This window comes from Patiriisocius sp., assembly GCF_051252435.1.
GTDB lineage: Bacteria > Bacteroidota > Bacteroidia > Flavobacteriales > Flavobacteriaceae > Patiriisocius.
Genome location: NZ_JBPOFW010000001.1, coordinates 593,697 through 606,790, shown reverse-complemented (window position 1 = coordinate 606,790; position 13,094 = coordinate 593,697). Strand labels below are relative to the sequence as shown.

The window sequence follows — 13,094 nt, the reverse complement described above, 5'->3', positions numbered from 1 at the left end:
AATGGCATCATTTAAAAACATATTTAATTCCCGCGGAAAAGCTACCGACGGGGATTTTTTTTTAGCCATTAAAAAACTTTTAGGATTTAAACCTAAAAATATTTCCATTTACGAAGAAGCATTCACACACCGTTCTACTAACGAAAAAAGTGCCGAAGGACATGCCCAAAACTACGAGCGCATGGAATTTCTGGGCGACGCAATGTTGAGCTCTGTAATTGCGGCACACCTCTACAATAAAGTTCCCGGCGGAAATGAGGGTTATTTGACAAAAATGAGATCTAAAGTAGTAAGTAGAGAACATTTAAATGAACTAGGTCGCGATCTTGAATTGATAAAACATTTAAGGACTACGATACCCGTAAAACAGTTTGGTGGTAACATTCACGGGAATGTTTTTGAAGCATTGGTCGGAGCGATTTATTTAGACCAAGGGTACAAATACTGTGAAAAATTTATCAATAAACGAGTGATTAAACCGTATGTTGATATTGAAAAACTAGAAGGTAAAGTCATTAGTTACAAAAGCTTGTTTATTGAATGGTGTCAAAAAAACAAAAAGCAATTCAAATTTGCTGTTTATGAGGACACGGGTAACGACAAGTTAAAACACTTTGCCGTTAAATTACAGTTGGATGACGAGGTGGTTGGAAAAGCAAGAGCCACATCAAAAAAGAAAGCCGAAGAAACAGCCGCAAAAAGAGCGTATTACAAGTTGCAAGTTGCGATGGATAAAGACTCATAAGGGTCAAAACAACGAAATCGTTTTCGCAAAATTTCATATAGATTTTACACTTACCACAGCCCTAAGTATCAAAACAATCGGTATTTTTAAAAAATAAAATGCTGCAATGGGTACCTATAAGCTAATACTCGACGATGATTTCAATGACGATTTTTCGTTGATTGCCATCCATTGTAGTGAGGAGCCATTCAGGATTGCATATTTGCTCAATCAGTTTGCTGCATTGCGTTTACATCGCAGAAGAGTAGATTTGGATTTTTCAAAAGATGGACTTGATATTACATTTCCGCTTTTTGATTTTGAGGATGAAATGAAATACACCTACTATAATTTAGTAGCAAATAGATGCAAATCACAAGTGGCGAAAATAGCAAGTAGTGGTGGTCTCTTCGGAAATATGACACATGATGAAACAGTAACAAATTATGTCATCCCAGAATACAAACAAGTGGATTATTTGCTGAAAATCCAATCTGATTTTGAAACTGTGGGACTTCGTAGTATTGTAGCAAAAATCAACGATATAAAACAAGTAATTTCAGCATACGAACTAGATGCAGAGAAATTAAAATCAAAAAACAATTTAATATTTGACTAAATGCCAAATCAAAAAAAGACCAAGATTGTTGCAACCCTAGGGCCAGCAACAGCAGACAGAGAGATTTTAAAGAAGATGATTCTTGCAGGAGTAAATGTATTCCGTGTCAATTTTTCACACGCCAATTATGATAATGTTAAAGACGTCATTGCCACCATTAGAGATTTGGGTAAGGAACTTGAAACAAGCACAGCAATTTTAGCCGATTTACAAGGACCTAAATTACGTGTGGGTATAATGAAGGAAGAAGTTATAGTAAATCCCGGCGATAAAATTTCGTTTTGTACCGGAGAAGAATTTGAAGGAGATTCTAAAAGGGTCTACATGAATTATGACAACTTTCCTCGTGATGTAAAAAAAGGAGAGCGCGTACTTTTGGATGACGGAAAACTAATGTTTGAAGTCCTTTCAACTGACGGAAAAAAAGAAGTAAAAACAAAAGTAATCCAAGGAGGACCCTTACGTTCTCGTAAAGGAGTCAACCTTCCAAATACAAATATTTCATTACCCGCGTTAACACAAAAAGATAAAGACGATGCCATTTTTGCTATCTCACAAGATGTAGATTGGATTGCTTTGTCGTTTGTCCGCCATGCCGAAGATTTAAAAGAATTACAAGCACTTATTGAAGCACATAGCGAGCATAAAATACCTATTATCGCAAAAATTGAAAAACCTGAAGCAGTTGCAAACATTGATAAAATTGTAGCATATTGTGATGGATTGATGGTCGCTCGCGGTGATTTGGGTGTTGAAGTTCCCGCAGAGGAAGTTCCACTAATTCAAAAAGAATTGGTACTTACCGCAAAACGCGCCAGAATTCCAGTAATCATTGCAACACAGATGATGGAAACGATGATTACCTCATTAACACCAACGAGAGCAGAGGTAAATGATGTGGCAAATTCAGTGATGGATGGGGCAGATGCTGTTATGTTGAGTGGTGAAACTTCGGTAGGAAAATACCCTGTTGAGGTAATTCAAAAAATGGCGAATATTTGCAAGCAAGTTGAGAACAGTAATCTTATACACGTTCCTCAGCAGCCACCACACGTTCGCACGAATAGATACATAACAAAATCTATTTGTTATCACGCTGCAACCATGGCAAACGAAATTGAGGCAAAAGCAATTTGTACGTTAACAAATAGTGGGTATACAGCTTTTCAAATTTCAGCATGGCGACCAAAAGCGCACATTTTAGTGTTTACTTCTAATAATAGAATTTTGTCTCGCCTCAATCTTTTGTGGGGCGTAAAGGCATTTTACTATGACAAATATGTAAGTACAGATGAGACGGTAGAAGATGTAAATGAAATAGCAAAACAAAAAAAGTTTGTAAAAAAAGGAGACTACCTTGTCAACCTTGCCGCAATGCCAATTGTAGATAAAGGAATGGTAAATACTTTAAGAGTATCACAAGTAAAGTAGTTTTTCTGAAATATTAAAACCACGAAACCTCTCAATTCATTAAGATTTGAGAGGTTTTTTTATGTTTAAAATTTCCAAAGTTAATCCACAACAGCTGTCCATTCAATTTTCATCATATCGCCTTCTAGAGTGATGGTAATATTACTGCCATATCCTTCGCCGGCTTGATGATATGTGACGGCTTTTAATTGGTCTGCTTCGCGCTCAATTTTCAACTCACTACTAAAAAGATACTCTGGTTTCTTAGGGTTGGTAATGGTTTGATTATCCCTTCCTTTAGGATTTGGGAACGCTAACGCCAATGGAATATCGTATAATTTCTGCGCGATATAATAAGCTTCGTGCCATTTGTTTGTTGGCAGCAAAACAGTTTCTGTGTTTGTAGGATTGCTCGCTGTACCTCCCATGGTTTCAGTAAAAGTTGCTCGAGGATGGGTTGCTTTTAAATCATCGATATAGAACTCAGCTTTTGCGTTTTTTTCCGGCGGAAAGAACTCAGACAGATATCCATTAAAAGCATAGCCTGTTTTGTTGTTGTATTCCACTTGATGCATTCCACCTTTGATGCCGCCCACGTTCATCGTTTCATTTTCCTCGATGAGCTTCAATTTTACTTTTGTTCCGTAAGGCATCACGGCAAGTTTTTCACTATTGAGATTGTCAAATTCTCGTAACGACAAACCACTAGTTGCAGTGACATAGAGATATTCTAAATCTGATTTTTTAGGAGCTTCAACAACAACGTCGTTGATAGTTGCTTCGGAAATTTGTGCTGTTTCGGTATTTTCATTTTTACAAGCCGAAAGTAAAACGATGGCAAGTAGTGCGAATGTGAAGGTTGCTTTTTTCATAATTTTAATTTTTAATGTGTGATAGATATACATCAAAGATACCACCGCATTAAAGTGTAACGTAGATACTTCTCTTAACCGCGAACGATACATTAGTAAGCGTTAAAACTATGCTAGGATTCGTTTTAAAAATCCCACTTTAACTGCACATCAATCTCTTTTTCGGTTACTTTTTTGGTTTCTGTTTTGTCTTCGTTGTTGAGGTTGGACATAGAAATCCCCAATAACCGAACAGAATTTTTCATCCCTTCTTGAAACAATAATTCCTTTACCGTTTCCATAATCAAATCTTTTGAGGCAATATATAAAGACAACGTTTTACTTCGGGTTTGAAGTGTAAAGTCACTGTATTTAATTTTAAGAGTAACGGTCTTTCCTGCTACTTTACTTTTTTTGAGTCTTCGTTCAACTTCAGTAGCAATGTTTTCTAATTTTTCAATCATAAAAATTTCCGAAGAAATATTTTCACTAAAAGTACGCTCTGCGGCAAGCGATTTTCGCGTGCGTTCTGCCTTGACTTGGCTATTGTGAATGCCTCTTACAATGTTGTAATAATATGCGCCGCTTTTGCCAAAATGTTCCTCAAGAAATTCTACCGATTTTGTTTTCAAATCTGCGCCCGTATAAATACCGTGACGATACATTTTCTCTTTCATCACTTTGCCCACGCCATAAAACTTTTTAATATCCAGTACTTCCAGAAACTTCAAAACCTCTTCTGGCGGAACGGTTTTTTGTCCGTTGGGTTTGTTAAAATCGCTGGCAACTTTTGCAATAAACTTATTAATTGAAATCCCCGCGGAAGCACGTAAACCGGTACGCTCAAAAATCTTTGCCCGTATTTCTTGAGCAATCAATGTGGCGCTGGGGTTCCCTTTTTTGTTTTCGGTGACATCAATATAGGCTTCGTCGAGCGACAAGGGTTCCACCAAGTCTGAATACTCATAAAACACCTTCCGTACTTTGTCTGAAATCTCTCGATAGCGGTCAAATCTTGTTTTTACAAATATTAAATGTGGGCATAATTTAATAGCAAGAGAGCCTGCCATAGCGGAACGCACGCCAAATTTTCGAGCCTCGTAACTCGCGGCACTTACTACGCCACGAGAGCCTCCTCCTCCCACCGCGATGGCTTTTCCGCGTAAAATTGGGTCATCGAGTTGCTCCACCGAGGCATAAAATGCATCCATGTCCACGTGAATTATCTTTCTTAATGGGAGGTCGAATTCCATAGCGCAAATTTAATATCTTTATCGTTCGAAAACTTCGCACAGCAGTTAAACCTTTCTCAAACCAAAATCCATGAATAAAACAGCAATTATCTTAGGCGCAACAGGACTTACGGGAGGTTTTTACTGGATATCCTTTTAAACGATGCTACCTTCGGAAATATTAAAATCTTTGGGAGAAGTAGTGTTGGAAAAACACACCCTAAATTAGAGGAACATCTTGGCGACTTATTTGAAATGGAGCAATTTCCTGCCTGCCAAGGCACGACAGGCTGGTCCGAAGTCTTTAAAGCAGATATTGTTTTTTGCTGTATTGGAACAACCAAAGCGAAAACTCCCGACAAAGAAACCTATAAAAAGATTGACTACGGAATTCCAGTTGCCGCGGCTTCATTGGCAAAACAGAATGGGATTGATACTTTTTTGGTGATTTCGGCAATGGGAGCCAACCCAAAAAGCAGTACTTTTTATAATAAAGTTAAAGGCGAAATGGAACGCGATGTACTGCAACAAGCCATAAAAAACACGTACATTTTTAAGCCATCTTTGATTGGCGGCGAACGAGAAGAGGAACGCTGGGGCGAAAGAATGGCACAGATTGCTTTTAAATATTTAGGATTTCTAGTTCCTAAAAAGTATAAAATGATTGAGCCAGATACAATTGCAAAAGCAATGCGAAATGTGGCTATCAATGGACATTCAGATAGTAAAATAGAATCTGATGAGATTTTGAAATTAAGCAATTAATGTACTGTAATGCATAAAAGATGAAACCAACTTTATGAGAGCATTAGTGATTTCTGGTGGAGGGAGCAAAGGTGCTTTTGGAGGTGGCGTGGCACAATACCTCATCGAAGAGCTGCGGCACAAATATGATTTGTTTATTGGTACGTCCACGGGGAGTTTATTGATTTCTCATTTGGCTTTGAATAAGATTGAAAAAATCAAAGAGGTCTATACCTCGGTAACACAGCAAAGTATTTTCAGTAATTGTCCATTTACGATTAAAAGAGATAAATGGGGCGACGAACAAATTTCTATTAACCACTCTAAAGTATTATTTAATTTTTTAAAGGGTTCTAAAACCTTTGGCGAAAGCAAGAACTTGCGAAAATTAATCGAGAACACATTTACTCTTGAAGAATTTACCAGGCTCAAAAACAGCGATACCGATGTTGTTATAACAGTTTCTAATTTATCGTTGAACACTATTGAATACAAATCAATCAAAGAATGCAGTTATGAAGAATTTTGTGACTGGATTTGGATTTCTAGTAATTATATTCCGTTTATGAGTTTGGTGAAAAAGAATGGTTGCGAATATGCGGATGGCGGTTTTGGGAGTATCGTGCCAATTAAAGAAGCGATTGACCGAGGAGCGACTGAAGTCGATGTTATCGTCCTAGAGACCGAAGTGACCTATTACAATAGACTCGCCTCAAAAAATGTGTTTGGGCTGTTGTCAAATCTCCACGATTTTATGATCAACCGTATTGAAAAACAAAACATCGCTATTGGCAAATTTGCTGCGGGGAATAAGGATGCGATTTTAAATTTGTATTATACGCCCACTGTCCTGACTACAAATTCGCTTATTTTCAATAAAGAAAAAATGACGACTTGGTGGAACAGCGGCTTTGAATATGCTGCCCATAAAAACCAAGAGCTCAACGAAATCAAAGAAATAGAACATTAGCCATAAAAAAGATGCAGGAAATTGAACGAAAGTTTTTAGTCAAAGACGAAAAATATAAAGCTGAATCTATTTCAGAAAAAAGAATTGTTCAGGGATTTTTGAATACCCACAAAGAGCGAACGGTGCGCGTAAGAATTAAAGGGTCAAAAGGGTTTTTAACCATAAAAGGAAAATCTAATGAAGCGGGCACAACACGTTTTGAGTGGGAAAAGGAAATCCTTGTTGCCGAAGCAGATTCGCTTCTAGCATTGTGCGAAGAAGGTATTATTGAAAAAACCCGCTACGAAGTAAAAGTTGGTGAACATGTTTATGAGGTGGATGAGTTCTTCGGAAATAACCAAGGATTGACCATAGCAGAAATAGAATTAAACAATGAAAACGAATCTTTTAAAAAACCAGATTGGCTGGGCGAAGAAGTCACTGGAGACGTAAAATATTATAATTCGCAATTAAGTATCAACCCATTTAAAAATTGGAAATAATATGAACTTTTTGAAACCAACAATCATTCTTTTGGTACTTTTCATTTCATGTAAATCTGAAGTGGAGAATATTTCAGATTCACAGTTACATGTTGAAACGGAGGAAATTTCCGCAGCGAACAAAATCGCACAATTGAAAAAAGATGGATTTGAAATTTTTGAATATGTGGATGCAGCCACTGGCGACACCATTGTTATGCAACAGTATTTTATGTCTTTTTTAAAGCGTGGCAAAAACAGAAGTCAATCTAAAACCGAAGCAGATAGTCTGCAAACACTTCACTTGGCACACTTGAGCAGTATGTACGAAAAAGGTTTTGCTGATATTTCTGGGCCATTTGGCGACGATGGCGAAATAAGAGGAATCACTATTTATAACGTGCCTACGATGAAGATGGCAGATAGTCTAGCCAATCTAGACCCAATGGTAAAAGCAGGAAAATTAGAAATTGAAATTAAACCGTGGTGGGCCGGTAAGGGATTTTCGTTGCGGTAATATTAATTTTTATAGAGCTTTTATTTTTTTTGAAAATTCATAGGTCCTTTCAACCCTAGCAATCTCAATTTTATAACTCGCATACCATTTTTCTCGTCCCAATTTTTGCGCCAATTGATGGTCAACGTTTGCTTTCCAATCTAGGATTGCCTGTTCGTTGTTCCAATAGCTGACTGTAATACCTATGTCATTTCGAGCACTTGAGATTCCTAAAAAGCCAGATTGTTTTTTTGCTAGTTCCTCCATTTGTTGTGCCATCTTTTCATAACCTTTTGTAGTTGTGTAAAGTATTGAGGTGAAGATGACGGCGTAATAAGGAGTCATTTTATTTTAGAATTGAGTGTGGTGTTTGTCTGAAAACTGCCCAGGAATATCCTCGATAGACTCTCCCAAGTTTTGCCTTAGGTCAATTTCAATGCCTCTTGCAATGGTAGATATTGGAACGTCATTCGGAGTTCCTTCAAAGGGGTTTTCTCCTGTTCTGCCTATTCGCTCCATAGTATGGAAAACCCAGGCAACAATTACATAAAAAGGAATTGTAAACCAAACAAAATACTTGCCAACAACAGGATAATTTTCTAAGAGACCCATCCCTATTTCGCCAAACTGAGGTACCAAAGCCAACGGTAACAACAAAATAAATATCCACATAAAATAGTGGTTCAAGGTTGCATAATGCCTTGGATACGGGAAGTTTTTAATACGTTCGCTTTGACCTTGAAGGGTGAATAACTCTTGCAAGATGGCTTCTAATTCTAAAAATGAAAATTCCCAAACCAACCCTTTTTCTTTAAGTTCCCTTAAATGATGAGATTGCAAGTAAAGGAGCGCGGTTTGTTTATTGTTTTTGCTCATTACGTATTGAAAGTCGCTTTCTGAAATGTATTCTTTAATATCCTTCTCAATAGTAGATGTTAATTCTGGAGGTCTAATATTCCATTCTTTATTTGTTCTGTGCTTTACGGTAGTTTCCCATTCCTTGGGCATTCTCATGGCATGACGAAGCGCAGTCATCCAAGCAATGTGTCTATACGTAAGTGTTTTTATTTCTTTGTTTATTTCAGAATTTTCAATAGGTTTTTGGGCATGCTCATTTGTAACCATATCTTGAGCAAACATTCCAAAAGTTCTAGATGTGTTTACAATACCTCCCCAAATTTTACGCGCTTCCCAAATACGGTCATACGCTGCATTGTTTTGAAAACCAATAACAAAGGCTACTGCGGTACCTATAAGTGCTAAAGGCGTCCAAGGTATTTGTAACCAACTTAAATCAAAGTAGTAGTAAGCTGCTACACAGGCAACTATAATAAATAGAAAAAATATGGTTTCATAGCGAGTCCATAATAACATCTCAAGGGCCGAATACTTTTTTTTAGTGTGCATAGCAGAAATTTCAGAAATATTAAAGATACATTATTTGGAAAAAAACCGAGTATACATTTTATTCACAACCCAATTTCCTAATGGAAAATAAACAGCAAAAAACAATGCCATTCCCAGTGCAAAATTTCTACTTCCGAAGGTGTTCTCAATGATATTATTAGGATATGCATACGAAGTTTCAAAATAATATCCACCAAATTCCAACAGGCCCATCGCCACGAGACCGTACGCATATTGCTCAAATATGGGGCGTCCTCTTAGTAGTATTGAAATGGGAATCATATATAATCCGTAGCAAGTGAGTACTTGCCACCAATGATTAAATTTTGCGATTTCCGCCCAGGTCCCAAATGCATCCATTGCAAACCCCCAAGGAATGTAGATAAGCACATACGTAAGGTAAAGTGTTGATGGAGTTTGTTTGAGTTTTTCAATTATTTCTTGCATAATTTTCTAGAATATTTCTTTCACAGATGGGTTTTTAAATTTTAAGCGTGTATTTCGTCGATTTTATACGAGCTTTATGTAGGAATTGACTTTCTTTTAGGAATTTTAGTGTCAAAAATCAAGTTTAATGGTATAAAAAACACGACTAAAAACAATAAAAAAACAAATATTTTTATTTTTGTGATTTTTTTAACATTTCTTTCTTAGCCTTTATAGCTGTTAGGTTTGTAAGATTTTTTGTAGGAACAAATTTAAAAAAACATACTATTTTATCGTTCAAAAGCACTTAAAATCAGATTAAGTGTTGTTTACGTAGGAATATTCTCTATATTTGACTTAACATCATGCCCCAAATTTGATGCCCCCAAATTATGAGACTTTTAAAAACTACCCTACTAGCAATCGTATTATCATTTTCTGTAGCATCTTGTTCAACCGAAGATACTGCTGCAATTGAAGAAGCAAATTACGCAATCGATCTTAATCTAGCACAAGAAACTGATTGGGCCATGGCAGAAGAAATTCTTGTACTTGTAAACGAGCACAGAGCAACACTTGGCTTAGCGGCTATTAAAAAAGACCAACAATACGCATCTGCTTACGCAGTAGATCATACAAAATATATGATTGATCTTGAGGAAATTAATCACGATAACTTTCACTATAGAACAGAAGCTCTTAAAGGGCAGGGTGCTGAAAAAGTGGGAGAAAATGTAGCCTTTGGTTACACAGATGCGCAAACAGTAGTTACAGCTTGGCTAAATAGCGACGGGCACAGAAGAGCGATTGAGGGAGATTTTACTCATTCTGGTTTTGGAATTATTCCTAATGATAGAGGTACATACTACTTTACACAATTATTCTACAAAAGATAAAATTTTACTTACCTACTTATGTATTTTAACTCCAAAAAGGTTTCCCCAAAGATCTTTTTGGAGTTTTTTTATTGCGGAGGCACGAATCTCACAAACAACTAAGGCGAGCAGTTATATAAGGACTTTGAATTCATATCATAATTTGTAACCTTTATTTTTTTCTGTTTCGGAAATATATAAAATGTAAACAATCATTTTAATTGATATATGAGGAGTCATTTGTTAAAGGCACTTCATTTCCGAAGGTATCATTCCTACATTAAAAGCAACTCACTTTCTTCTTTTCTCTTTCTTCTATTTCCTTACTCCTAAAATCATTGTATTTTTACGTAGAATAATTAAAAACATCGCTATGGCAATTAGAAAACCGTTTAACCTCAATCAATGGATAGAAGAAAATCGCGAACTTTTAAAGCCACCCGTGGGTAACAAAAATTTATATAAAGATGCAGGTGATTATATTGTAATGATTGTAGGCGGACCCAATGCCCGCAAAGATTATCACTACAATGAAACAGAAGAATTGTTCTACCAATTAGAGGGCAATATACAAGTACATGTGCAAGTCGACGGAAAAAAAGAAACGATGGAATTGGGCCCTGGCGATATGTACCTTCACCCAGCAAAAGTGCCACATTCTCCTGTACGTGGAGAAAACTCTATTGGGCTTGTTGTAGAGCGCAAAAGGCAAGATTTGGAAGGCAAAGATGGACTTTTATGGTTTTGCGACAGTTGCAATAACAAACTTCACGAAGTCTATTTCCCTTTGAACGACGTTGAAACCGACTTTTTTAAACATTTCAAAGATTTTTACAATAGTAAAGAATTGAGAACTTGTGATAACTGTGGTCACACGATGGAAGTAGATGAAAGATTTACAAATGATTGATAATAGTTGTGCATTCCTCTCAGTCGTAGCTCCTTCGTGGGATGCAGAGAAGTGGATGAAAGATTTACTGCGAATTGATTTTAAGTATGTATTTAATCATTTCTAAGAAGTCAATTTATAAATCAATTGTTAAGTCTACGAGCAATCTATTATTTCCTTTTTTGTGCTTCGGCAAAATCGTATCTTCGCGCAATGGTTTGAAACCCTTTATATTTCAGCAGAAATTTTAAGGATTCAAACCCATTTAATCAAACTAATATTTCCGCTTAAGGAAAGAAAAATAATGGATTTTCGTTTTTACGGAAATGACAAATAAATATAATATATGTCAACAGTAGCAAAAGACTTCGGCATGGACGAAGCATTGAAAAAATTAGGTCTTAAAGATGTAAATCACGGAACGTCAACGGGAAATAAATGGTTTAAAGGGGGTGATGAAATCGCATCATATTCTCCTGTAGATGGCGCATTGATTGGTAAAGTGACAACTACGACCAAAGAGGATTATGAGAAAGTTATTAAAACAGCTCAAGAAGCATTTGTAACTTTTAGAGCAATGCCTGCACCGCAACGTGGCGAAATTGTACGTCAATTTGGAAACAAATTACGTGAGTTAAAAGAGCCTCTAGGAAAATTAGTTTCTTACGAGATGGGAAAATCTTTGCAAGAAGGATACGGCGAGGTTCAAGAAATGATTGACATCTGTGATTTTGCAGTTGGGTTATCAAGACAATTAAATGGACAGACAATCCCTAGTGAGCGCCCTGGTCACGTAATGCGTGAGCAATGGCATTCTTTGGGGATTGTTGGTATTATTTCGGCATTTAACTTTCCTGTGGCTGTTTGGGCTTGGAATACTGCTTTAGCTTGGGTTTGTGGTGATGTTTGTGTTTGGAAAGCAAGTGAAAAAGCACCTATGTGTGCCGTGGCGTGTCAAAACATTATTGCTGGAGTTTTAAAGGATAATAATTTGCCAGAAGGTATTTCCTCAATCATCAATGGGGATTACAAAGTGGGCGAAATGATGACGAAAGACGCTAGAATTCCATTGATTTCTGCGACAGGTTCAACAAGAATGGGACGTATTGTAGGAGCAACGGTTGCTGAGCGTTTTGGAAAATCATTACTAGAATTAGGTGGAAACAATGCCATCATTATTACTCCAACAGCCGATTTAAAAGTGGTGGTACCAGGTGCGGTGTTTGGAGCTGTTGGAACATGTGGACAACGTTGTACGTCAACGAGAAGATTGATTATCCACGAGAGTGTGTATGATAAAGTGAGAGATGCCATTGTGGGAGCTTACAAACAAATCGTTATTGGAAATCCATTAGATGAAAAAAATCACGTTGGGCCATTGATTGATAAAGAGTCTGTTGACACGTATTTGAGTGCGATTGAAAAAGCTAAAAAGGAAGGTGGAAAAGTACTTGTTGAAGGTGGCGTTTTAGACGGAAAAGGATACGAAAGTGGATGCTACGTAAAGCCAGCAATTATTGAAGCTAAAAACAATTTTGAAATCGTACAGCATGAAACATTTGCCCCAATCCTTTATTTAATGAAATATACAGGAGAGGTTGAAAATGCCATCGATATGCAGAATGGTGTTGCACAAGGATTGTCTTCGGCAATTATGACAAACGAAATGAAAGAAGCGGAGAAATTCCTTTCTTTTGCTGGATCAGATTGTGGAATTGCCAACGTAAACATAGGGACGAGTGGTGCCGAAATTGGCGGTGCTTTTGGTGGTGAAAAAGAAACTGGTGGCGGACGCGAAAGTGGGTCTGATGCTTGGAAAGTGTATATGAGAAGACAGACGAATACTGTTAATTATAGTGACGAACTTCCACTCGCACAAGGAATCAAATTTGATTTGTAAGAAATTGATTTCTTATTAATTATACTGAAATTTTAATATTTCAGAAATAGGAAGCCCATTTAAACTATTGTTTGAATGGGCTTTTTTTAA

Annotated in this window: 15 protein-coding genes; 10 read left to right on the top strand and 5 right to left on the bottom strand. The window is 36.9% G+C overall.

The features are described 5' to 3' along the window. Window position 1: 1 nt before the first annotated feature. The 3 genes from rnc (at window position 2) to pyk (ending at window position 2,774) form a co-directional block, all read left to right on the top strand. The gene (rnc, locus tag ACSHW7_RS02720) at window positions 2-745 is read left to right on the top strand and encodes a ribonuclease III (RefSeq protein ID WP_435677780.1); all 744 of its coding nucleotides are present in this window, start codon (window positions 2-4) and stop codon (window positions 743-745) included. Between the two features lie 106 nt (window positions 746-851). Next, window positions 852-1,343 carry an IPExxxVDY family protein gene (locus ACSHW7_RS02715; protein ID WP_435677779.1) on the top strand — a complete coding sequence of 164 codons (492 nt, stop codon included), beginning with the start codon at window positions 852-854 and terminating at the stop codon, window positions 1,341-1,343. Then, window positions 1,344-2,774 carry a pyruvate kinase gene (pyk, locus tag ACSHW7_RS02710; protein ID WP_435677778.1) on the top strand — a complete coding sequence of 477 codons (1,431 nt, stop codon included), beginning with the start codon at window positions 1,344-1,346 and terminating at the stop codon, window positions 2,772-2,774. Between the two features lie 80 nt (window positions 2,775-2,854). Here the strand turns inward: pyk and ACSHW7_RS02705 are convergent, their stop codons facing one another. Both ACSHW7_RS02705 and dinB read right to left on the bottom strand, forming a co-directional pair. Beyond that, window positions 2,855-3,625, bottom strand: a complete 771-nt coding sequence (locus ACSHW7_RS02705; protein WP_435677777.1) for a hypothetical protein — start codon at window positions 3,623-3,625, stop codon at window positions 2,855-2,857. A gap of 125 nt (window positions 3,626-3,750) precedes the next feature. Next, on the bottom strand, window positions 3,751-4,857 hold the full coding sequence (dinB, locus tag ACSHW7_RS02700) for a DNA polymerase IV (protein WP_435677776.1): 1,107 nt from the start codon (window positions 4,855-4,857) through the stop codon (window positions 3,751-3,753). Window positions 4,858-5,091: 234 nt separating this feature from the next. Here dinB and ACSHW7_RS02695 point away from each other — a divergent pair, with 234 nt between their 5' ends. The 4 genes from ACSHW7_RS02695 to ACSHW7_RS02680 are packed head-to-tail and all read left to right on the top strand — an operon-like array spanning window position 5,092 to window position 7,528. Further along, window positions 5,092-5,601 carry a nucleoside-diphosphate sugar epimerase gene (locus ACSHW7_RS02695; RefSeq protein ID WP_435677775.1) on the top strand — a complete coding sequence of 170 codons (510 nt, stop codon included), beginning with the start codon at window positions 5,092-5,094 and terminating at the stop codon, window positions 5,599-5,601. 34 nt (window positions 5,602-5,635) lie between these two features. Then, window positions 5,636-6,550: a patatin-like phospholipase family protein gene (locus ACSHW7_RS02690; protein WP_435677774.1), complete on the top strand. Its 915-nt coding sequence runs from the start codon at window positions 5,636-5,638 to the stop codon at window positions 6,548-6,550. A gap of 11 nt (window positions 6,551-6,561) precedes the next feature. Next, the gene (locus ACSHW7_RS02685) at window positions 6,562-7,032 is read left to right on the top strand and encodes a CYTH domain-containing protein (RefSeq protein WP_435677773.1); all 471 of its coding nucleotides are present in this window, start codon (window positions 6,562-6,564) and stop codon (window positions 7,030-7,032) included. Window position 7,033: 1 nt separating this feature from the next. Further along, window positions 7,034-7,528, top strand: coding sequence for a YciI family protein (locus ACSHW7_RS02680; RefSeq protein ID WP_435677772.1), 495 nt, complete (start codon window positions 7,034-7,036; stop codon window positions 7,526-7,528). 9 nt (window positions 7,529-7,537) lie between these two features. Here ACSHW7_RS02680 and ACSHW7_RS02675 read toward each other — a convergent pair whose 3' ends face one another. From ACSHW7_RS02675 to ACSHW7_RS02665, 3 genes are read right to left on the bottom strand one after another with little or no spacing between them, the layout of a single operon-like run. Beyond that, window positions 7,538-7,852 carry an antibiotic biosynthesis monooxygenase family protein gene (locus ACSHW7_RS02675; RefSeq protein ID WP_435677771.1) on the bottom strand — a complete coding sequence of 105 codons (315 nt, stop codon included), beginning with the start codon at window positions 7,850-7,852 and terminating at the stop codon, window positions 7,538-7,540. A gap of 6 nt (window positions 7,853-7,858) precedes the next feature. Beyond that, window positions 7,859-8,914 (bottom strand): bestrophin family protein, encoded by a 1,056-nt coding sequence (locus ACSHW7_RS02670; protein ID WP_435677770.1) that lies wholly within the window; start codon window positions 8,912-8,914, stop codon window positions 7,859-7,861. A gap of 30 nt (window positions 8,915-8,944) precedes the next feature. Continuing rightward, a complete protein-coding gene (locus ACSHW7_RS02665; RefSeq protein WP_435677769.1) occupies window positions 8,945-9,361 on the bottom strand; it encodes a hypothetical protein in 417 nt (138 codons plus the stop codon). A gap of 371 nt (window positions 9,362-9,732) precedes the next feature. Between ACSHW7_RS02665 and ACSHW7_RS02660 the strand changes: the two genes are divergently transcribed. From ACSHW7_RS02660 to amaB, 3 genes are all read left to right on the top strand, one after another. Next, window positions 9,733-10,236, top strand: a complete 504-nt coding sequence (locus tag ACSHW7_RS02660; RefSeq protein ID WP_435677768.1) for a CAP domain-containing protein — start codon at window positions 9,733-9,735, stop codon at window positions 10,234-10,236. 352 nt (window positions 10,237-10,588) lie between these two features. Continuing rightward, window positions 10,589-11,125: a 3-hydroxyanthranilate 3,4-dioxygenase gene (locus ACSHW7_RS02655; protein WP_435677767.1), complete on the top strand. Its 537-nt coding sequence runs from the start codon at window positions 10,589-10,591 to the stop codon at window positions 11,123-11,125. Window positions 11,126-11,450: 325 nt separating this feature from the next. Further along, window positions 11,451-13,004: an L-piperidine-6-carboxylate dehydrogenase gene (gene amaB, locus ACSHW7_RS02650; RefSeq protein WP_435677766.1), complete on the top strand. Its 1,554-nt coding sequence runs from the start codon at window positions 11,451-11,453 to the stop codon at window positions 13,002-13,004. Window positions 13,005-13,094: the final 90 nt, after the last annotated feature.